Origin of the sequence: Amycolatopsis sp. SID8362 (assembly GCF_010550475.1) — a bacterium.
In the GTDB taxonomy this organism is placed as follows: Bacteria; Actinomycetota; Actinomycetes; order Mycobacteriales; family Pseudonocardiaceae; genus Amycolatopsis; species Amycolatopsis eburnea.
Window position 1 is genome coordinate 1 of sequence record NZ_JAAGNB010000575.1, and the last position, 19,012, is coordinate 19,012.

The 19,012-nt window shown below is 70.8% G+C and carries 23 protein-coding genes; 20 read left to right on the forward strand and 3 right to left on the reverse strand.

What is annotated here, in order from left to right:
* The 12 genes from G3I65_RS17725 to G3I65_RS17780 all read left to right on the forward strand — a co-directional run.
* Positions 1 to 234: RsmD family RNA methyltransferase (locus tag G3I65_RS17725; RefSeq protein ID WP_203612417.1), on the forward strand; the 234-nt coding region annotated here is incomplete at its 5' end.
* A gap of 43 nt (positions 235 to 277) precedes the next feature.
* Positions 278 to 763: a pantetheine-phosphate adenylyltransferase gene (gene coaD, locus G3I65_RS17730; RefSeq protein ID WP_160697089.1), complete on the forward strand. Its 486-nt coding sequence runs from the start codon at positions 278 to 280 to the stop codon at positions 761 to 763.
* A gap of 141 nt (positions 764 to 904) precedes the next feature.
* Positions 905 to 1,606, forward strand: a complete 702-nt coding sequence (locus G3I65_RS17735; RefSeq protein ID WP_160697090.1) for a ribonuclease domain-containing protein — start codon at positions 905 to 907, stop codon at positions 1,604 to 1,606.
* Between the two features lie 118 nt (positions 1,607 to 1,724).
* A complete protein-coding gene (locus G3I65_RS17740; RefSeq protein WP_160697091.1) occupies positions 1,725 to 2,453 on the forward strand; it encodes a DivIVA domain-containing protein in 729 nt (242 codons plus the stop codon).
* A gap of 157 nt (positions 2,454 to 2,610) precedes the next feature.
* Entirely contained in the window at positions 2,611 to 3,198 is a 588-nt protein-coding gene (locus tag G3I65_RS17745) for a DUF177 domain-containing protein (protein ID WP_163046710.1), read from the forward strand.
* 81 nt (positions 3,199 to 3,279) lie between these two features.
* Positions 3,280 to 3,462, forward strand: coding sequence for a 50S ribosomal protein L32 (rpmF, locus tag G3I65_RS17750; RefSeq protein WP_013223689.1), 183 nt, complete (start codon positions 3,280 to 3,282; stop codon positions 3,460 to 3,462).
* Positions 3,463 to 3,475: 13 nt separating this feature from the next.
* Positions 3,476 to 4,225 (forward strand): ribonuclease III, encoded by a 750-nt coding sequence (gene rnc, locus G3I65_RS17755; protein WP_203612418.1) that lies wholly within the window; start codon positions 3,476 to 3,478, stop codon positions 4,223 to 4,225.
* An 89-nt stretch (positions 4,226 to 4,314) separates the two neighbouring features.
* Positions 4,315 to 5,670: a polysaccharide lyase 6 family protein gene (locus G3I65_RS17760; RefSeq protein WP_160697092.1), complete on the forward strand. Its 1,356-nt coding sequence runs from the start codon at positions 4,315 to 4,317 to the stop codon at positions 5,668 to 5,670.
* A 30-nt stretch (positions 5,671 to 5,700) separates the two neighbouring features.
* A complete protein-coding gene (gene mutM, locus G3I65_RS17765) occupies positions 5,701 to 6,558 on the forward strand; it encodes a bifunctional DNA-formamidopyrimidine glycosylase/DNA-(apurinic or apyrimidinic site) lyase (protein WP_160697093.1) in 858 nt (285 codons plus the stop codon).
* A gap of 59 nt (positions 6,559 to 6,617) precedes the next feature.
* On the forward strand, positions 6,618 to 7,052 hold the full coding sequence (locus tag G3I65_RS17770) for a helix-turn-helix domain-containing protein (protein ID WP_160697094.1): 435 nt from the start codon (positions 6,618 to 6,620) through the stop codon (positions 7,050 to 7,052).
* Positions 7,053 to 7,466: 414 nt separating this feature from the next.
* Complete coding sequence (locus G3I65_RS17775; protein WP_163046712.1) at positions 7,467 to 8,015, forward strand: hypothetical protein; 549 nt, start codon at positions 7,467 to 7,469, stop codon at positions 8,013 to 8,015.
* Positions 8,012 to 9,190 (forward strand): MAB_1171c family putative transporter, encoded by a 1,179-nt coding sequence (locus tag G3I65_RS17780; protein ID WP_160697095.1) that lies wholly within the window; start codon positions 8,012 to 8,014, stop codon positions 9,188 to 9,190. Before G3I65_RS17775 ends, G3I65_RS17780 begins: the two co-directional genes overlap by 4 nt.
* A 13-nt stretch (positions 9,191 to 9,203) precedes the next feature.
* Here G3I65_RS17780 and G3I65_RS17785 read toward each other — a convergent pair whose 3' ends face one another.
* Complete coding sequence (locus G3I65_RS17785) at positions 9,204 to 10,106, reverse strand: SMP-30/gluconolactonase/LRE family protein (protein ID WP_160697096.1); 903 nt, start codon at positions 10,104 to 10,106, stop codon at positions 9,204 to 9,206.
* A 61-nt stretch (positions 10,107 to 10,167) separates the two neighbouring features.
* On the opposite strand from G3I65_RS17785, the gene G3I65_RS17790 reads away from it, so the two are divergent.
* From G3I65_RS17790 to G3I65_RS17805, 4 genes are all read left to right on the forward strand, one after another.
* Positions 10,168 to 10,614 (forward strand): Lrp/AsnC family transcriptional regulator, encoded by a 447-nt coding sequence (locus tag G3I65_RS17790; protein WP_160697097.1) that lies wholly within the window; start codon positions 10,168 to 10,170, stop codon positions 10,612 to 10,614.
* 89 nt (positions 10,615 to 10,703) lie between these two features.
* Positions 10,704 to 11,027, forward strand: coding sequence for a PadR family transcriptional regulator (locus tag G3I65_RS17795; RefSeq protein ID WP_160697098.1), 324 nt, complete (start codon positions 10,704 to 10,706; stop codon positions 11,025 to 11,027).
* Complete coding sequence (locus G3I65_RS17800) at positions 11,024 to 12,235, forward strand: hypothetical protein (RefSeq protein WP_160697099.1); 1,212 nt, start codon at positions 11,024 to 11,026, stop codon at positions 12,233 to 12,235. The genes G3I65_RS17795 and G3I65_RS17800 overlap by 4 nt, the downstream gene beginning before the upstream one ends.
* A gap of 171 nt (positions 12,236 to 12,406) precedes the next feature.
* On the forward strand, positions 12,407 to 13,291 hold the full coding sequence (locus G3I65_RS17805) for an alpha/beta fold hydrolase (protein WP_160697117.1): 885 nt from the start codon (positions 12,407 to 12,409) through the stop codon (positions 13,289 to 13,291).
* A 102-nt stretch (positions 13,292 to 13,393) separates the two neighbouring features.
* Here the strand turns inward: G3I65_RS17805 and G3I65_RS17810 are convergent, their stop codons facing one another.
* Entirely contained in the window at positions 13,394 to 13,918 is a 525-nt protein-coding gene (locus tag G3I65_RS17810) for a general stress protein (protein WP_086863332.1), read from the reverse strand.
* Between the two features lie 728 nt (positions 13,919 to 14,646).
* On the opposite strand from G3I65_RS17810, the gene G3I65_RS17815 reads away from it, so the two are divergent.
* Genes G3I65_RS17815 through G3I65_RS17830 form a run of 4 tightly spaced genes read left to right on the forward strand, consistent with a single transcriptional unit; the run spans position 14,647 to position 18,812 of the window.
* Entirely contained in the window at positions 14,647 to 15,993 is a 1,347-nt protein-coding gene (locus tag G3I65_RS17815) for a glutamine synthetase family protein (protein ID WP_160697100.1), read from the forward strand.
* Positions 15,974 to 16,684, forward strand: a complete 711-nt coding sequence (locus G3I65_RS17820; RefSeq protein WP_160697101.1) for a gamma-glutamyl-gamma-aminobutyrate hydrolase family protein — start codon at positions 15,974 to 15,976, stop codon at positions 16,682 to 16,684. Before G3I65_RS17815 ends, G3I65_RS17820 begins: the two co-directional genes overlap by 20 nt.
* Positions 16,681 to 18,045, forward strand: a complete 1,365-nt coding sequence (locus G3I65_RS17825; protein ID WP_160697102.1) for an aldehyde dehydrogenase — start codon at positions 16,681 to 16,683, stop codon at positions 18,043 to 18,045. Before G3I65_RS17820 ends, G3I65_RS17825 begins: the two co-directional genes overlap by 4 nt.
* Positions 18,045 to 18,812 (forward strand): 3-oxoacyl-ACP reductase, encoded by a 768-nt coding sequence (locus tag G3I65_RS17830; RefSeq protein WP_160697103.1) that lies wholly within the window; start codon positions 18,045 to 18,047, stop codon positions 18,810 to 18,812. The genes G3I65_RS17825 and G3I65_RS17830 overlap by 1 nt, the downstream gene beginning before the upstream one ends.
* Here the strand turns inward: G3I65_RS17830 and G3I65_RS17835 are convergent.
* Positions 18,809 to 19,006, reverse strand: coding sequence for a hypothetical protein (locus G3I65_RS17835; protein WP_160697104.1), 198 nt, complete (start codon positions 19,004 to 19,006; stop codon positions 18,809 to 18,811). The genes G3I65_RS17830 and G3I65_RS17835 overlap by 4 nt on opposite strands.
* Positions 19,007 to 19,012 lie beyond the last annotated feature (6 nt).

Genomic DNA, 19,012 nt, shown 5'->3' on the forward strand with positions numbered 1-19,012 from the left:
TCGGCGTTCGACCTGGTGCTGGCCGATCCGCCCTACGCCGTGCACGCGGCGGCGCTCGGCAAGGTGCTGGCTTCGCTGGCTGCGGGCGGCTGGCTGGGGGAGGGCGCGCTGGTCGTGGTCGAGCGCGCGGCCCGCGACGGCGAGCCGGACTGGCCCGCGGGCTTCGAACCCTCGCGCGCGAAGAAGTACGGGGACACGGCGGTCTTCTGGGCCGAATACACGCCTGTGGCGTGAGCCACGCGGCGGAAACCGGGCCCGGCACGGTAGCGTCCGCGCCATGCGGCGTGCGGTCTGTCCCGGTTCCTACGATCCGGCCACCAACGGGCACCTTGACATCATCGAGCGGGCGGCCCAGCTGTTCGACGAGGTCGTCGTCGCGGTGGGGGTGAACAAGAGCAAGAAGGGCCTCTTCGAGACCGAGGAGCGCCTGGAGATGCTGCGGGAGATCACCGCGAAGCTCGGCAACGTGCGGGTCGATTCCTGGGAAGGCCTGCTGGTCGACTACTGCCGCGAAAACGGCATCGTGGCGATCGCCAAGGGCCTGCGCTCGGTCAGCGACTTCGACTACGAGCTGCAGATGGCGCAGATGAACCGCGAGCTCACCGGCGTCGAGACGCTGCTGATGGCGAACAACCCGGCGTACGGGTTCGTGTCCAGCTCGCTGGTCAAGGAGGTCGCCGCGCTCGGTGGCGACATCGAGCACCTGGTGCCGCCGATCGTCTACGAGCGCCTCACCGAGAAGTTCCCGAAGCTCGGGCGCTGACCCGCCACACCGGACTTTCGCAACCCGGGACGTCCGGTTCCCGTCGATCGGCCCCCTACGTTCGTCGGGACTTGCGGCCCGAGGTGGCGGAGTTCACGTTCCCGTCTTCTGACGATCACGCGATCGAGTTACGGTCCGAAAATGACCAACTACCGATCTTGCCTGGTCGCGGTTCTCTTAGCGCTCCTGGCCACGCTGTCCATGGGGGTCACCGCCGCCGAAGCGGTGACGAGTTCACCGGCCGTCGCGGAGCAGAACTCCTGCGGTGATCTCTCCGGCTTCACGCACACGGCGCTGTCGTCGCTGCCCGCCGAGGCCACGACGACGTACAACCTCATCCAGAAGGGTGGTCCCTTCCCGTACCCGCAGAACGACGGCGTCGTCTTCACCAACCGCGAAGGCATCCTGCCGTCGTGTTCGTCGGGCTACTACCACGAGTACACGGTGCCGACCCCGGGTTCGAGCAACCGCGGCACGCGCCGCATCGTGACCGGCTCGGGCGGCGAGTACTTCTACACCGGCGACCACTACGCGACCTTCCAGGTGATCGACGTCGGCGGCGGCAGCACGCCCGCGAAGTGCGGCGACCTGTCGAAGCTGGCCGGCATCGGCTACTCGCAGCTCTCGTCGGCGGCCCGCACGGTCGTGGACAACGTGCGGAACGGCACCTCGGCGGGCACGACGTACGAGAACCGCGAAGGCGTGCTCCCGGCCTGCGCGTCCGGCTACTACAAGCTGTACGCGGTGGGCACGAACGACCGGGTGATCGCGGGCGGGGCGGGCGAGCTGGCCTACACCCCCGATCACTACGCGACGTTCAAGCGCGTCGACCTGAATTCCTGATCTTCGCCGCGGTGCCGGGCGGGTCCGCGGGGGTGGACACGCCCGGCGCCGTGCGCCTTCACCGGTTCGGCGCCGGCAGCGGGCAGACTGGTCACAGCGACAGGGGATTGGAGTTGCCGTGTACCGGGTTTTCGAGGCGCTCGACGAGCTCGTCACCATCGTCGAGGAGGCGCGCGGCGTCCCGATGACGTCCAGTTGCGTGGTGCCCCGCGGCGACGTCCTCGAACTCCTCGACGACGTCCGCGACGCGCTGCCCGCGGAGGTCGACGACGCCCAGGACGTCCTCGACAAGCGCGACGACCTGATCCACGCCGCCCGCAAGGAGGCCGGGGAAGCGGTCGCGGGCGCGAACGCCGAGGCCGAGCGGACCATCGCCGAAGCGACCGACGAAGCCGAGCGCATCCTGGCCGACGCGCGCGCCCGCGCGGAGCAGATGCTCGCCGACGCCCACGACCAGGCCGACCGCACGGTCGCGGCGGGCCAGGCCGAGTACCAGAACCTCACCGACCGCTCCCGCGCCGAGTCCGAGCGCATGATCCAGGCCGGCCGCGACGCCTACGACCGCGCCATCGAGGACGGCCGCGCCGAGCAGTCCCGCCTGGTCGCCCAGACCGAGGTCGTCCAGGCCGCGCACGCCGAGTCGGCCCGCATCGTCGACGAGGCCCACGCGGAGGCCGACCGCCAGCGCCAGGACTGCGACGCGTACGTGGACGGCAAGCTGGCGGAGTTCTCGGAGCTGCTGGCGACGACGCTGCGGACGGTCGACTCGGGCCGCAACCACCTCCGCTCCCCGGCGAACCTCCCGGGCGGCGGCGGCCGTCCCACGCTGTACGACTACCAGGTGTGACGCCTCTCCCGGCTCGCCGCACCCCGCTCCCGCTGTAGTGAATGACTCATTCATGTCGCCGGACGACATGAATGAGTCATTCACGTCGTTCCGGCCGGGCCGCCCCCGCGAGGTCCCAGCTCAAAAGGGGTAGCGGACCCTGCGTACCCTGGACTGGATGTCCGAGAACAAGACCCCCCAGCTCGACGACCGCAGCCCGTGGGTGATCGACACCCGTGAGCTCGGCCGTCACGCCGGCCTCAGCCGCGCCCTCAAGCGCAGCGTGCCGGTGGAGACGCCGCTCGGCGTCCCCGACGTCATCACCATCGAGGCGGGCTCCGAGCTCGAGCTCGACCTGCTGCTCGAGTCCGTCGTCGAAGGCGTCCTGGTCAGCGGCACCGCCACCGCGACGGCCAAGGGCACCTGCGCCCGCTGCCTCGACCCGCTGACCGAAGAGGTCGAGGTCGAGGTCCAGGAGCTGTTCGCCTACCCGGGGTCGGCCACCGAGGAGACCACCGACGAGGACGAGATCCCCCGGCTGGTCGACGACAAGATCGACCTCGAGCCCATCGTCCGCGACGCGATCGTGCTGGCCCTGCCGCTGGCGCCGCTGTGCACCGAAGACTGCGCCGGGCTGTGCACGGAGTGCGGTGTCAAGTGGGCCGATCTCGAGCCCGGACACGGGCATGAGAAGATAGACCCTCGGTGGGCCGCACTGGTCGAGCGCTTCGACGAGAACGCGGGCGAAAAGCCTGGGCCCAGCTGAGCAAGCCTGACGAGCGCCCCAGCTCGTTCCGGAGGAAAGTTCGCTCGCACCGCGAGCAGACCGTCATAAGGAGATCTACTCGTGGCCGTCCCGAAGCGGAAGATGTCGCGATCCAACACGCGCTCCCGCCGCAGCCAGTGGAAGGCGGCTCCGGTGCAGCTGGTGCCCTGCTCCAACCGCGCCTGCAAGCAGCCGAAGCTCCAGCACATCGCGTGCCCGTCGTGCGGCCAGCACAACGGCCGCCAGGTCGTCGAGCCCGCCTGATCGGGTAGCCGACATGGGGGGCAAGACGCCCGGGGGACCACCGGCCGATCCGGCGCCGTTGCTCGAAGCGCTCGGGGTCACACTCGACCCCGAGCTGCTCGGGCTGTCGCTGACCCACCGCTCGTACGCGTACGAGAACGGGGGCCTGCCGCCCAACGAGCGGCTGGAGTTCCTCGGTGACGCCGTGCTCGGCCTGGTCGTCACCGATCACCTGTACAACACGCATCCCGACCTGCCCGAAGGTCAGCTCGCGAAGCTCCGCGCCAGCGTCGTCAACATGCACGCGCTGGCCCGCGTCGCGCGCGGCCTCGGTGAGGGCGGGCTCGGTGCGCACCTGCTGCTCGGCAAGGGCGAAGAGCTCACCGGCGGCCGGGACAAGGCGAGCATCCTCGCCGACGGCCTGGAGGCGGTGATCGGTGCGACGTACCTCGAGCACGGCATCGAGATCGCCCGCAAGCTCGTGCACCACCTCTTCGACGGCCTGCTCGCCGAAGCCCCGCTGCGCGGGGCCGGTCTCGACTGGAAGACGAGCCTGCAGGAGCTGACCGCGTCGGCCGGTCTCGGCGTGCCCGAGTACAAGGTCGAGGACACCGGGCCGGACCACCGCAAGGAGTTCACGGCCACGGTGCTGGTCGCTGCGCGTCCGCTGGGCGACGGCTCGGGGTCGACGAAGAAGGAAGCGGAGCAGAAAGCCGCCGAAACGGCCTGGCGCTCGCTGTCCGCCGAACTCGAAGCACAGAAGAAGGACGAACCGGAGTCCTGATCACCGGGAACCTCCGTTGACGATTCCGCCCGCCGCTCAGTAGCGTGATGATCATCCGCCGCGCCAGGAACCACTGAGAGGTAGGGCGGATGCGTCTTTTCTTCGTTCCCCTGATCGCCGCGGCGCTCGTCGTCGTCCCCGGACCGTCGGCGACGGCGGCATCGGTCCGGGTCACTTCGCTCTCGGCGCTGCAGTCCGCGCTGGACAAGGCGAACCCCGGCGACACGATCACCCTCGCCGACGGCTCGTACGCCGCGAGCTCGACGCTCTCGATCAAGCGGTCCGGCACGGCTTCCGCGCCGGTGACCGTCGCCGCCGAGCACACCGGCCAGGCCACCATCACCGGCTCGAAGACGTTCGCCTTCGGCAGCGGCGTGTCGAACGTGGTGCTGCGGGGGTTCAAGTTCCGCAACGGGGCCGCGCTGAGCGTGCCGGCCGGCGCGTCGAACAACCGCCTGACCCGCAACGACTTCCAGCTCACGACCGGCGGCAACTGGGTGACGGTCAGCGGCGACGACACCGTGGTCGACCGCAACGTCTTCCAGAACCGCACCACCCAGGGCGTCTTCCTGCAGATCCTCGGGCCGTCCGGCGCCATGGCGAAGCACGTCCACGTGCACCACAACTACTTCTACAACCACCAGTTCACCGGCTCGAACGGCGGCGAGTCGATCCGGCTGGGGCTCAGCGACCGCCAGTCGTACTCGGCGAACGCGCTGATCGAGAACAACCTCTTCGAGAAGGCGAACGGCGACATCGAGGCCATCTCGGTCAAGTCGTCCGACAACGTCGTGCGGTATAACACGATCCGCGACAGCAAGGGCTACATCGTGCTGCGCCACGGCAACCGCAGCCTCGTCGAGGGCAACCTGCTGTTCGGCTCGGGCATCCGGTTCCACGGCAACGACCACAAGGTCGTCGGCAACTACGTCGCGAACTCCGGCGGCCGCGCGATCGTGTTCGGCTCCGGCGACGAGGCCGACTCCGGGCCGACGAGCAAGCTGCACGACCGCCCCGACCGCGTCACGGTCGCGTACAACACGGTGCTGGGGTCGAACAGCGTGATCGACGGCGACGGCGGCGACTTCAAGCCGAAGGACTGCGTGGTCGCGGACAACATCGTGAAGGGGACGTCCGGCACGCTGGTGACGCTGCCGAGCGGGTCGACGGTGAAGTACGAGGGCAACATCACCTTCGGCGGCACCGCGGGCATCCCGTCCCGGTCGGTCGACCCGAAGCTGGTCAAGGACGCGGCCGGGCTGTACCGGCTGGCGGCCGGGAGCCCGGCGATCGACGCGGGCGTGGGCTCGTACCCGTTCGCCGCGAAGGACTTCGACCTGCAGACCCGGAGCGGCACGTACGACGTCGGCGCGGACGAGTACTTCGCGTCCGGGACGACCCGGGTGCCGCTGACGAAGGCCGACGTCGGACCCACTGCTCCTTAAACTGTCGTACCCGCCGGGCACAATGGCGGCATGCCCGAACTTCCCGAGGTCGAAGTCGTCCGCCTGGGCCTGCAGGCGCACGTGGCGGGCAGGACCATCCGCGAGGCGGAGGTCCTGCACCCGCGCGCCATCCGACGGCACGCCCTGGGCGCGGAAGACTTCACACGGCGGCTGAGCGGCACCCGCGTCGAGGCGGCGCGGCGTCGCGGCAAGTACCTGTGGCTCGAACTGTCGGACAAGGAGGCGCTGCTGGCGCACCTCGGGATGAGCGGGCAGATGCTCGTCCAGCCCGAGGGCACGCCGGACGAGAAGCACCTGCGCGTCCGGCTGCGCTTCGACGACGAGGGCCCGGAGCTGCGCTTCGTCGACCAGCGCACGTTCGGCGGCCTGGCCCTCGACGACCTCAACGACGTGCTGCTCCCGGACACGATCGCGCACATCGCCCGCGACCCGATGGACCCGGCGTTCGACCTCGACGCGGCGGTGCGCGCGCTGAAGACCCGGCGCACCGAGGTCAAGCGCGCCCTGCTCGACCAGACGCTGGTGTCGGGCATCGGCAACATCTACGCGGACGAAGCCCTGTGGCGCGCCCGGCTGCACTGGTCCCGTCCGACGGAGAAGCTGACGGCGGCGAAGGGCCGCGAGCTGCTGTCCGCGGCCTCGGACGTGATGAACGCGGCGCTGGGCGCGGGCGGGACGTCGTTCGACGCGCTGTACGTGAACGTGAACGGGCAGTCCGGCTACTTCGACCGGTCCCTGGACGCGTACGGCCAGGAAGGCCTGCCGTGCCACCGCTGCGGCGCGGCGATCCGGCGCGAGCCGTTCATGAACCGGTCGTCGTTCTCCTGCCCACGGTGCCAGCCACGGCCCCGGGTCAAACTTGCGTAGATCAATGGGGTTTGCCCGTCAGCTAGGATGAATGAGCCTGGCAGCTGAGGGAGTGCATCGTGGTCAAGGAGCCCGGAAAGTCGACGCTGGCCGACAAGATCGACCGGCTGTTCCACGTGGTCCGCAGGCCCGATCGGGAGCCGTACAGCAACGAAGAGGTCGCGAAGGCCTGCCGCGAGGCCACGGGCGAAAGCTTCTCGACGACGTACCTGTGGCAGCTGCGCACCGGCCGCCGCGACAACCCGACCAAGCGCCACCTCGAAGCCCTCGCCCGCTTCTTCGGCGTCCCCCCGGCGTACTTCTTCGACGACGAGCAGAGCAAGAAGATCGCCGAAGAGCTGGCCCTGCTGGGCGCGCTGCGCGACGCGGGAGTCCGTGACCTGGCCCTGCGCGCGGTCACCCTCTCAGCCGACGGCCTCGACACGATCAGCGACATGATCGACGCGATCGCCCGAAGGGAGGCCGGCCGCGTCACCCCGAAGAAGGAGAGCTGAGGTGCCGGTGCCCGTTGTGCCGCCCGGCAAGGGCGGTTCGGCCGCCGGCAGGCTCGCTGAGCCGGCCTGGTCGGAGAGTGGCTCGCTCGCGGGGTCGGCTTGGGGTTGCCACTGTCGGCTCACCGCGTCGGGTTCTGCGCCGCTCCGTCCACTCGGAGCGGTGGGTTGCTCGAGCGCCACTGTCCTCGTGAGCCAGAACCGGCCCCCGCGCATGGGGTCAAGCCCGTGGGATACCGTCGCGCCGGGGGTACCGGCCCGTCCGGGGGTGCGATCCGTCCCGGCGGAACCCGGCACGGAACCTGCGCGTCCGAAGGTGCTCCGGTCGCGTATCCCCGCGGGGGCCGCCGCGTTGAACCGGCCGGAGCCGTTCGTGCGGGGCGTGGTGGAGGAGGCCTGAAAGTGCGGCAACCATCCTTGCGGCGGCCGGGCCGGGCGTTGTGGCGGCGGGCGCGGCACGTCGCCGATGCCGTCAGCCTGCCGGAACCGTTCGATGCCGGCGCTTTCGTCGCCGGGCTGGCCGCCGAGCGCGGGCGGCCCATCGAGCTCATGCCCGTCAGCGCTCCCGAAGGCGCGCCCTGCGGGCTGCTCATGAGCACCGAGCGCGCGGACTACATCCTCTACCCGACCAACACGACCGCGCTGCACCGGCGGCACATCCTGCTGCACGAGGTCGGGCACCTGCTGTGCGGGCACGTCGGCTCCGACGCCGGTGCCGACGGCGTGGCCATCGACGCCGCCGCCGGCCGTCAGCTGATGCCGCACCTGTCGCCCGAGCTGGTGCGGCGGGTGCTCGGGCGGACGACCTACAGCGAGGTCGAGGAACAGGAAGCCGAGCTGGTCGCGAGCCTGCTCGCGCAGCGCGTCGTGCGGCCCGGCGGACGTCGTGAGCCGGCCGCCGACGTGCCCGAAGGCGTGCGGCGCTTCGATTCGCTGTTCGGCCGGGCCGGCCGCCGCACGCCGTGATCGAGACCCTGGCCTACCTGCTGTGCGTGGCAGGCTTCGCCGGCTTCGGGTACAAGCTCGTCGAGGCGCGCCGCAGCCAGCCGGTGCGGACGATGTGGTTCCTCGCCGGGTTCGGCATCTGCATCGCCACCGGCATCATGGTGCTGACGCCGGCGATGACGGCCCTCGTCGGCCCGGGCCCGGTCGGCGAATGGGTCCTCAGCCTGGCGGGTGACGAGCTGAAGCTGGGCGCGATCGGGTTCGCCGTCGCCTTCACGCAGTCGGTGTGGCGCGGCGAAGGCGCCCGCCTGGCGCCGCACGCGCTCTTCACCGGCGCGACGATGGTGCTGCTCGCGGTCTGCTTCACGCTGTCGGAGCCACGGCGCGTCGGCGACGACACCGTGTTCGCGCCCGCGTCGCTGCCGTTCGCGCTCGCCGACAAGGTGTTGTTCCTGCTCTACAGCCTGATCAGCCTCGGGCTGCTGTTCGCGGTGTTCGTCCGCAGCGCGCGGCACGCGGAGCCGGGACCGCTGCGCGCCGGGCTGTGGCTGCTGGTCGTCGGCGTGGGCGCGGCGTTCGCGTGGACGTTCTGGGACGTCGACGACGTCCGCCGCCTCGCCCAGACGGCCCGCATCGGCGCCCGCGAGGACCTGCCGTCCTCGGTCCTCGCCGCGGCGACGATCGGTTTCGTGACGGCGGGCGCGACGCTCAGCGCGTGGTCGCCGGCGGTTTCGTCGGTGATCGGCCGGGTCAGGGCCTACCGGGCGTACCGGCGCATCGAGCCACTGTGGACGGCCCTGCGCGCGGCGGTCCCCGGCATCGTCCTGGACCCGGGCCGCGAACTGGCGGGCGGCCCGGAGTTCGCGCTGTACCGCCGGGTCATCGAAATCCGCGATGGCCACCTCGCCCTGCGCGCCCACTTCGACCCGGACCTCCCGGCCCGAGCCGAGAAAGCGGCCCGCGACGCGGGAGTGAGCGAAGCGGACCTCCCGGCCACGGTCGAGGCGGTCACCCTCGCGGCGGCGATCGAAGCGGGCCGGGCGGGCCGCCGGTTCGACGCGGCGAAGGCCACCCCGGACGACCTGTCCGACGCCGAAGCGGACGTCGCGGCCGAGGCGGCCTGGCTGGTCCAGGTGAGCCGAGCCTGGCAGCGCGACGCGGTGGTGGCCCGAGTGCGCGCGGCCACCCTCGCCTGACCAGCCGCCCGGGTCAGCGGGGGTAGCGGGCCCCGCTCACCGTCACCCTCAGCGTGTACACCGAACTCGACGCCGTGATGAACAGCTCGTTCCCGCGCGCTCCGCCGAACGTCAGGTTCGAGCAGATCTCCGGGATCCGGAGCTTGCCGATCCTCGTGCCGTCCGGGTCGAAGCAGTGCAGCCCGTCGTGCGCGGCCGCCCAGACCCGGCCGCCGTTGTCGACGCGCACGCCGTCGAAGCCGCCGGCGTCGCTCGTCGCGAAGATCTCGCCGCCCGTCAAAGCGCCGTCCGGGCCGACGCCGAACACCCTGATGTGACTGGGATCCTGCCGCGTGTCCGCGATGTACAGCAGCGACTCGTCCGCCGAAAACGCCAGCCCGTTCGGGCGCGAAAAGTCGTCCGCGACGATCCGGACCTCGCCCGACGGGGCGATGCGGTACACGTGGCAGCCGCCGATCTCGCTCTCCGCCTGGTACCCCTCGTAGTCGCTGTCGATGCCGTAACTCGGGTCGGTGAACCAGATTGAGCCGTCCGAGTGCTCGACGACGTCGTTCGGGCTGTTCAGCCGCTTCCCCTCGAACTCCGACGCCAGCACCGTGATCGAGCCGTCGTGCTCCGTGCGCGTCACGCGGCGGAGGCCCTGTTCGCAGCTGACCAGCCGGCCGCGGCGGTCGACGGTGTGCCCGTTCGCGTAGTTCGACGGCTGCCGGAAGACGCCGACCTGGCCGGTCGTTTCGTCCCAGCGCAGGGTGCGGTCGTTCGGGATGTCGCTGAACACCAGGTAGCGGCCGGCCGGGAAGTACGCCGGGCCCTCGGTCCAGCGGCAGCCGGTGTGCAGGCGCTGCGTCCACTCGTCGCCGTTGACGCGCTTGAACCGCTCGTCCAGCACCTCGAACTCGGTCTTGATCAGATCCATCTGTCACCCCTAATGAGATTCTGTGCCAAGCATGTCGGGCCGAACTTGATATGGTCAAGTCATGGATGATGTAGATCGCGTACTGCTCGCGGAACTGCAGCGAGACGCGACGCAGGCGTACGCGGCGCTCGGCAAGGCCGTCGGGCTCTCGGCCGGGGCGGCCCACGAGCGCGTGCGCAAGCTCCGCGAGCAGGACGTGATCCGGCGGACCACCGTGGACGTCGACCCGGTCGCCGTCGGGCGCGGCGTCGCGGCGTTCGTCCTCGTCGACGCGAACGCCTGGATGGGCGACCGGCCGGTGCGCGAAGCCCTCGAGGCACTGCCCGAGGTGGTCGAGGCGCACGTCATCGCCGGGCCGGCGTCGCTGCTGGTCAAGGTGCGCACGGCGACGACCGAGGAGCTCCAGGCGTCGTTGCGCCGGCTCTTCGCGATCGACGGCGTCACCGGCACGCAGACCATCGTCGTCCTCGAATCCTTCTTCGAGCGGCCCGTCGACACGGGAGCCTGAAGGTAGCCGACGCGCCCGTTCGGCCCTCCGCCGTGCGCACTACTGCGCAATGCGTGGTACCTTCCCAAGCGTAAGACTGGAGGGGTGCAGTGGAGATCAGTCAGCTGCTCAAAGGGGTGCTCGATCTGGCCGTCCTCGCGGTGCTCCGCGACGAAGACGGCTACGGGTACGACGTCCTGCGAAGACTCAGGACAGCGGGCCTCGACGAGGTGGGGGACGCGTCGGTGTACGGGACGCTGCGCAGGCTGTACAAGGCCGGCCTGCTCACTTCGTACGTGGTGCCCAGTGAAGAGGGACCGCACCGCAAGTACTACAGCCTGAACGAGCCGGGCCGGGCGCGGCTCGCGGAGTCGGGCAAGACCTGGCAGAGCTTCGCACTGACGATGAACGTGCTTTTGGGAGAGGCAGCATGAGCGAGAAGCCGACCGCCGTGCGGGTGTATCTGGCGCGGGTCCGCACCGCGCTCGCCGACCTGCCCGCGAGCGAGATCGAAGAGATCCTCGAGGACGTCCGCCCGCATCTGGCGGAACTGGAGGCCGAACTCGGGGAGAGCGCCCGCGTCGAGGCCCTCATCGAACGGCTCGGGACGCCCGAGAGCTACGCCGCCGAGCTGCGCGCGTCCGGCGGCTACCCGCCGGCGGGGGAGGGCGCGACGCAGGTGATCACGACGGTGACCGCGCCGAGCCTGGCGAAGCCGCGGATCGCGTTGTGGGGCCTGGTGCTCTGCGCGATCGGGCTCGCGCTGCTGGCGTTCGGCGCCGCGATCAGCGTCGACCCCGACGTGCTCCTGGGGATGCTGCTGTTCCTACCGGTGTTCCTGATCAGCCTCGCGCTGCTGCTGCGCGGCGGGGTCGAGCCGGTGCTGGCGCTGCCGGAGGTCGGCTGGGTGCGGACCACGCTGGCGAAGGGGCGCGAGCAGGACGACACCAGGAAGGTGCTGCGCTGGCTGGGCTCGATGAAGCCCGCGTGGTGGGTGCTGTGCGCCGTGGTGCTGCTCGCCTTCGGCGTCCTGCTGATGATGCGGCAGCGCAGCGCCGTGCTGCTGCTGCCGTTCCTGCTGGTGGCCGGCGCCGGCATCGTCTGGGCCGGCCCGCGGGTGCGCGGCGACCGGCGGCTGCTGTGGCTGGCCGTGCCGGTTTCGGCGTTCGTCATCGGCGGCGCGCTCGGCGGGTTCGGCGCCGCGGTCGACCTCATCTCGAACCGGTACTCCCCGTCGCAGTCGGCGTCGTACTACCCCTCGTCGTCCGACCGGTACGGCAACGAGCAGCTCACCTACGGCGGCCAGGAGGTCGAGAACGTCTACGCGTTCGACGCCGAGGGCAAGCCGCTGGCGGAGGTCTACCTCTACGACGAGCAGGGCCGCCCGCTGGCGCTGACCCGCTACGGCTGCGAGCGCTCGAGCGGCACCAAGGAGAAGATCGGCGAGGACAACCGGTTCCCGCGGCCGAAGATCGAGCAGGGCGTCACCGACAGCGAGGGCAACTACAACGGCTACAACGGGTACCGCTCGGCCTGCCGCGAGGACGCGGGCGTGCCGTTCAGCGCGGCCATCCCGAAGGTGACGGTCCCGCCGTCGACCACTTCTTCGTCGGCGCCGGCCGCGCCGACGCCGACGAAGTAACAGGGGGGAACGGACGCCGGGAGCGCGGGTCGGGGCCCGCTCCCGGCGTTCACCCGATCCGAACGTGCCGGAAACGCCGGGGGCACGCGGGCGTGCTGAGCTGGACAGGTGCTCTCGGACGCCTTCGCCCCGCGGACCCGGGTGGTCCACGGCTACGAGCGCGCCTACCGGATGGCCGGGCGCGGACCCGCGGTGCTGTTCCTGCACGGGATCGGCGACGACTCGTCGACGTGGCTGGAGCTGCTGACGGCGCTGGCGGACGACTACACGGTCATCGCGCCCGACCTGCTCGGCCACGGGTTTTCGGCGAAACCGCGCGCGGACTACTCGGTTGCCGCCTACGCGTGCGGCATGCGTGACCTGCTGACGACCCTCGACGTCGACCGCGTGACGGTGGTCGGGCACTCGCTCGGCGGCGGCGTCGCGATGCAGTTCGCCTACCAGTTCCCGGAACGCTGCGAACGCCTGGTGCTGGTCGGTTCGGGCGGCGTCGGGGCGAGCGTCCACCCGCTGCTGCGGCTGGCGGCGGCGCCGGGCGCGGGGCTGGTGCTGCCGCTGCTGGGTGCCCGGCCGGCGTTGCCGGTGCTGCGCGGGCTCGCCGAGCTGCTGCGGATCTCCGAGGACCTCGACTACGTGGTCGCGCGCTACCTCCGCCTGGCCGAGCCGGAGACGCGCTCGGCGTTCCTGCGGACGCTGCGTTCGGTCGTCGACTGGCGCGGGCAGGTGGTCAACATGCTGGACCGCTGCTACCTGACCGAGGGAATCCCGACGCTGCTGGTGTGGGGGACCGAGGACCGCGTGGTGCCGAGCGGCCACGCGCTGCGGGCGCACCGGGCGATGCCGGGCAGCCGGCTGGTGCTGTTCGAGGGCGCCGGGCACTTCCCGCACCGGTCGGACCCCGAGCGGTTCGCGGCGACCCTGCGGGAGTTCCTGACCGGGACGCCGCCCGCCGAGTACGACCGGGCCCGGTGGGGGGATCTGCTGCGGGCGGGACGGCCGGCGGGGACCCCGGATCCCGCGGTGGTTCCGGACGCGGCGGTGTCTTCGGGGACCTGAGCAGCCCCCGTTTTCCACGCTACCGGCAGGCACCGACAGTTCCGGACGGCACGAAGGCCGCCTCCGGAACACCGGGGGCGGCCTTCGGTCGTTGGAAGGGGGTCAGTGGCCGAAAGCGCTCCGCGCCGCGAGGTCCGCCAGCAGCGCCCGGCCCTTCTCGGCGTTGCGGGGCTGGGACAGCACGTCGTAGCGGCGCGCCACCAGCTGGCTCTGCGAGACGAACCCGCGCTTGTTGCGGTTCACCGCGTAGCCCAGCGCGCCGAACAGCAGGTTGAACGCGAGGCCCGCCACCAGCCCGAGGACGATCGGGACCAGGCCCGCGCCCGGGTTGAGCAGGCTGAGCACCAGGCCGAGGAACAGACCGAACATCGCACCGGACGTCGCCGCGCTGCCGAGCACCCGGCCCCACGACATCTTGCCCGCGATGCGCTCGACGAGCATCGGCTCGACGCCCACGATCGTGACGTCGGTGACCGGGAAGTCCGCGCCCGCGAGGTGGTCGACCGCGCGCTGCGCCTGCTCGTAGGACTCGTACGAACCGATCGGCCAGCCGGTGGGCAGGGTCGGCAGCTGGGGCCGCGCCTGCTGCTGTCCGATCGTGCTCTGCTGCGTGAATGCTGTGGTCATCGATCTCACCTCTCCTGCCCCGTACAACGTCCGAGTATCCCGGTTTCCTCCCGCCGGCACGAATTCACAGACTCTTCTCAGCCGGTCATCCCGGACATTCCGCCGCGGCCGGCCTGCGGCGCGGGCCCGGGGAGCCGGCCGAGTCGCGCCGGGTGGGGCCGCGGTGTCGCCGGCCGAGCCGCCGCAACTTCGCCGGACCCTGGCCCGGGACGACATCAACGACCCTTTCATCTCGTCCAGCGACATGGCCCCGGCAAAGTGGGGCAGCACGGCCGATCCGCGATGTCATGAAAGGGTCATTCACTTCACCAGACGACATGAATGACCCTTTCACGACATCCCCGCGACGCCTGGCAGACCACGCGGCCGGCCCGCGGCCGGTCACCCGCTCGCCGGCGCGCGACTTTGCCGGGACCCTGTCGTCCGGCGAGCTGAACGACTCGTTCATGTCGTCGCGGGCCGGTGAGCGAGCCTCGGTCGGCGCGGGTGAGTGGCCGGTGCCCTCGGGCGGCGTCGCGGATGGCGGTGCGGCCGGACGTCGTGAACGACTCGTTCAGTGCGTCGGACGCCATGAAAGGGTCGTTCATGACACCTCCCGCCATCCGCCAAGCCAATGGCTCAAGAAAATACCTTTGTTCCGGTTGACCCGCCGAACCTAACCAGGTAGGAAGAACCGGCAAAGGATTCATATCAAACCTTTGGGGCGACCGATGGCACGCAGGCGAGGCATGCTCACGCTCGACGAACTCCGCGCGCGCGTGGACGCGGGCACGATCGACACCGTGCTCGTCGCCCTCACGGACATGCAGGGGCGGCTGCAGGGCAAGCGCTGCTCGGCGGAGTACTTCCTCGACGAGGTCGTCGGGCACGCCACCGAGGCCTGCAACTACCTCCTCGCCGTCGACGTCGACATGAACACCGTCGACGGCTACGCGCTGTCCTCCTGGGAGAGCGGCTACGGCGACTTCGTGCTGCGCCCCGATCTCGACACCCTCCGCGAAATCCCCTGGCACGAAGGCACCGCGCTGGTGCTCGCCGACGTCGAGCGGGTGCAGGGCGGTCCGGTCGCCGTGTCGCCGCGGCAGATTCTGCGGCGGCAGCTCGAGCGGCTCGCCGAGCGGGGGCTCGCCGCCTACGTCGGGACCGAGCTCGAGTTCATCGTCTTCGACGACACCTACGAAGCCGCCTGGGACAAGCGCTACCACGGGCTCAAGCCCGCCAACCAGTACAACGTCGACTATTCGATGCTCGGCACCGCGCGCCTCGAGCCGCTGCTGCGCCGCATCCGCAACGACATGGCGGGCGCCGGGCTCTACCCCGAGTCCGCCAAGGGGGAGTGCAACCCCGGGCAGCAGGAGATCGCCTTCCGCTACACCGACGCGCTCGCCACCTGCGACAACCACGGCGTCTACAAGAACGGCGCCAAGGAGATCGCCGCGCAGGAGGGCAAGAGCCTCACCTTCATGGCGAAGTACAACGAGCGCGAGGGCAACTCCTGCCACATCCACATCAGCCTGCGCTCGACCGAAGGCCGGGCGGTGCTCGCCGGCGACAGCGAACACGGCTTCTCGACGCTCATGGAGCAGTTCCTCGCCGGCCAGCTCGCCGCGCTGCACGAGCTGACGTACTTCTTCGCGCCGAACATCAACTCCTACAAGCGGTTCGTGCCCGGCAGCTTCGCGCCGACCGCGATCGCCTGGGGCACCGACAACCGGACCTGCGCGCTGCGCGTCGTCGGGCACGGCGAATCGCTGCGCGTCGAGAACCGGGTGCCGGGCGGGGACGTCAACCCCTACCTCGCCGTCGCCGCGCTGATCGCCGCCGGCCTGCATGGCATCGAGAACGAGCTGGAGCTGGAAGAACCCTTCACCGGCAACGCCTACAACTCCGACCGCGGCACCGTGCCGACCACGCTGCCCGAGGCCGCCGCGGCACTCGCCCAAAGCGAACTCGCCCGCGCCGCGTTCGGCGACGACGTCGTCGAGCATTACCTGAACGCGGCGAAGATCGAGGTCGACGCCTACAACGCCGCCGTCACCGACTGGGAGCTCGTCCGTGGCTTCGAACGACTCTAGGCCCGTCATCGGCCTCACCAGCTACCTCGAACCGGCGAAATTCCTGGTCTGGGAAACCGAAGCCGCGCTGCTGCACCGCGTCTACGTCGACTGCGTCGTCGCCGCCGGCGGCATCCCGGTCCTGCTGCCGCCGGTGTCCGACGCGCACGAAAAGCTCGTGTCCACAGTGGACGCACTGGTGCTGACCGGCGGCGCCGACGTCGAACCCGCGCGCTACGGCCAGGAGCAGCACCCGACGACCTACACCCGGCCCAACCGGGACGCCTTCGAGTTCGGCCTCTTCGAAGCGGCCCGGCACCAGGGCAAACCGGTGCTCGGCGTGTGCCGCGGCCTGCAGGTGATGAGTGTCGCCCTCGGCGGCACCCTCACCCAGCACCTGCCGGAAGCGACGGCGTCCACCGAGCACCAGCCCGCGCCCGCGACGTTCGGCCGCGGCACCGTCACGCTGGCCGAAGGCAGCCGCGCGGCCGCGATCCTGGGCGCGGAGACCAAGACGCTCTGCTACCACCACCAGGCCATCGACCGCCTCGGCGCCGGTCTGGAACCGGTCGGCTGGGCCGCCGACGGCACGATCGAAGCCGCCGAGATCCCGGGTGAGTTCACCCTGGGCGTCCAGTGGCACCCCGAGCAGGACACCGACGACGTCCGGCTGTTCCGGGCCCTCGTCGAAGCGAGCAAGGAGAGGCGATGACGACGTTCGACGTCCTCAACCCCGCCACCGAGCAGGTGGTCCGGACCGTCCCGCTGACCAGCGCCGAAGAGACCGACGCGGCGATCGCCCGCGCGCAGGCGGCGTTCCCGGCCTGGCGCGACGTCACCCCCGGCGACCGCGGGCGGCTCCTGCGCCGCTTCGCCGACGCCGTCGAGGCCGACATCGAGCACCTCGCGCGGCTGGAGGTCGAGAACTCCGGGCACACCATCGGCAACGCGCGCTGGGAAGCGGGCAACGTCCGCGATGTCCTCAACTACTACTCCGCCGCGCCGGAACGCCTGATCGGCAAGCAGATCCCGGTGCCGGGCGGCGTCAACGTCACGTTCCAGGAGCCGCTGGGCGTGGTCGGCGTGATCGTGCCGTGGAACTTCCCGATGCCGATCGCCGGCTGGGGGTTCGCGCCCGCGCTCGCCGCCGGGAACACCGTCGTCCTCAAGCCCGCCGAGCTGACGCCGCTGACCGCGCTCCGGCTGGCCGAGCTGGCGCGCGAGGCGGGCATCCCCGAGGACGTCTTCCAGGTGCTGCCCGGCAAGGGATCCGTTGTCGGGCAACGGTTCGTCGACCACCCGGGCGTGCGCAAGGTCGTCTTCACCGGCTCCACCGAGGTCGGCAAGCAGATCATGGCCGGCTGCGCGGCGCAGGTGAAGCGCGTGACGCTGGAGCTGGGCGGCAAGAACGCGAACATCGTCTTCGCCGACTCCGACCTGGAGAAGGCCGCGGCGACCGCGCCCTACGGCGTCTTCGACAACGCGGGCCAGGACTGCTGCGCGCGGTCGCTGATCCTGGTGCAGGCGAGCGCGTACGACCGCTTCATGGAGCTGCTGGAACCCGCGGTGCACGGCGTCGTCGTCGGCGACCCCGGTGACGAGAAGACCGAGATGGGGCCGCTGATCTCGGCCGCGCACCGCGAGAAGGTCGCGAGTTACGTGCCGGATGACGCGCCCGTCGCCTTCCGCGGCAGCGCGCCCGAAGGCCCCGGCTACTGGTTCGCGCCGACCGTCCTCACCCCGCCCGACCTGCGGCACCCCGCCGTGGCGGAGGAGGTGTTCGGCCCGGTCGTCGCCGTCGTGCCGTTCGCCGAAGAGGCCGACGCGATCCGGATGGCCAACGCGACCGAGTACGGCCTGTCCGGGTCGATCTGGACCCGCGACGCCGGCCGCGCGTTCCGGGTCGCGCGCGGCGTCGAAGCCGGCAACCTCTCGGTCAACTCGCACTCTTCGGTGCGCTACTGGACGCCGTTCGGCGGGTTCAAGCAGTCCGGCCTCGGCCGCGAACTGGGCCCCGACGCCGCGGCGGCGTTCACCGAAACCAAGAACGTCTTTCTGAGCACGGAGGAATGATGGTCCAGCGATTCGAAGGCCGCGTGGCGGTCATCACCGGCGGCGCGAGCGGCATCGGCCTCGCCTCGGCCCGCCGGCTGGCGAGCGAAGGGGCCAAGGTCGTCATCGGGGACCTGACGCCCGCCGAAGGCAAGGCGGCCGCGGACGAGGTCGGCGGCGCGTTCATCCAGACCGACGTCACCGACGCCGAACAGGTCGAGAACCTGTTCCACAGCACGGTCGAGCAGTTCGGCTCGGTCGACGTCGCGTTCAACAACGCCGGCATCTCCCCGCCCGAGGACGACTCCATCCTGACCACCGGCATCGACGCCTGGGAGCGGGTGCAGCGCGTCAATCTGACGTCGGTGTACCACTGCTGCAAGGCCGTGTTGCCGCACATGCAGCGCCAGGGCAAGGGCTCCATCATCAACACGGCGTCGTTCGTGGCGGTGATGGGCGCGGCGACGTCGCAGATCTCCTACACCGCGTCCAAGGGCGGCGTGCTGGCGATGAGCCGCGAGCTGGGCGTCCAGTTCGCGCGGGAGAACATCCGCGTCAACGCGCTCTGCCCGGGGCCGGTGAACACGCCGCTGCTGAAGGAGCTGTTCGCGAAGGACCCGGAACGCGCGGCGCGTCGCCTGGTGCACGTGCCGGTCGGCCGGTTCGCCGAGCCCGAGGAGATCGCGGCCGCGGTGGCCTTCCTGGCCAGCGACGACGCCAGCTTCATCACGGCGTCGCAGTTCCTGGTCGACGGCGGCATCTCCGGCGCGTACGTCACCCCGCTCTAACGGCGCGTCGGTTTCTTGACACCGTAGACCTCCCGCAGGTAGTTCCAGGCGGCGTTGAGCTTCTTGCGCTCTTCGGAGACGAGCTTTTCGCGGCGGCGCAGCACGCGGACGGCGATCTCGGAGGCGAGGAAGGCGCCGGCGGCGAAGGTCACGACGCCGACGATGAGCGTCAGGGCGATGACGGTGGTGGTCATGGTGAC

What these genes read in the sequence shown, in the direction of transcription:
- coaD (WP_160697089.1), top strand. Translation starts at nt 278, where the DNA reads ATGCGGCGTGCGGTCTGTCCCGGTTCCTACGATCCGGCCACCAACGGG.
- G3I65_RS17735 (WP_160697090.1), top strand. Translation starts at nt 905, where the DNA reads ATGACCAACTACCGATCTTGCCTGGTCGCGGTTCTCTTAGCGCTCCTG.
- G3I65_RS17745 (WP_163046710.1), top strand. Translation starts at nt 2,611, where the DNA reads ATGTCCGAGAACAAGACCCCCCAGCTCGACGACCGCAGCCCGTGGGTG.
- rnc (WP_203612418.1), top strand. Translation starts at nt 3,476, where the DNA reads ATGGGGGGCAAGACGCCCGGGGGACCACCGGCCGATCCGGCGCCGTTG.
- G3I65_RS17760 (WP_160697092.1), top strand. Translation starts at nt 4,315, where the DNA reads ATGCGTCTTTTCTTCGTTCCCCTGATCGCCGCGGCGCTCGTCGTCGTC.
- mutM (WP_160697093.1), top strand. Translation starts at nt 5,701, where the DNA reads ATGCCCGAACTTCCCGAGGTCGAAGTCGTCCGCCTGGGCCTGCAGGCG.
- G3I65_RS17785 (WP_160697096.1), bottom strand. Translation starts at nt 10,106, where the DNA reads ATGGATCTGATCAAGACCGAGTTCGAGGTGCTGGACGAGCGGTTCAAG.
- G3I65_RS17790 (WP_160697097.1), top strand. Translation starts at nt 10,168, where the DNA reads ATGGATGATGTAGATCGCGTACTGCTCGCGGAACTGCAGCGAGACGCG.
- G3I65_RS17800 (WP_160697099.1), top strand. Translation starts at nt 11,024, where the DNA reads ATGAGCGAGAAGCCGACCGCCGTGCGGGTGTATCTGGCGCGGGTCCGC.
- G3I65_RS17805 (WP_160697117.1), top strand. Translation starts at nt 12,407, where the DNA reads ATGGCCGGGCGCGGACCCGCGGTGCTGTTCCTGCACGGGATCGGCGAC.
- G3I65_RS17810 (WP_086863332.1), bottom strand. Translation starts at nt 13,918, where the DNA reads ATGACCACAGCATTCACGCAGCAGAGCACGATCGGACAGCAGCAGGCG.
- G3I65_RS17815 (WP_160697100.1), top strand. Translation starts at nt 14,647, where the DNA reads ATGCTCACGCTCGACGAACTCCGCGCGCGCGTGGACGCGGGCACGATC.
- G3I65_RS17825 (WP_160697102.1), top strand. Translation starts at nt 16,681, where the DNA reads ATGACGACGTTCGACGTCCTCAACCCCGCCACCGAGCAGGTGGTCCGG.
- G3I65_RS17830 (WP_160697103.1), top strand. Translation starts at nt 18,045, where the DNA reads ATGGTCCAGCGATTCGAAGGCCGCGTGGCGGTCATCACCGGCGGCGCG.
- G3I65_RS17835 (WP_160697104.1), bottom strand. Translation starts at nt 19,006, where the DNA reads ATGACCACCACCGTCATCGCCCTGACGCTCATCGTCGGCGTCGTGACC.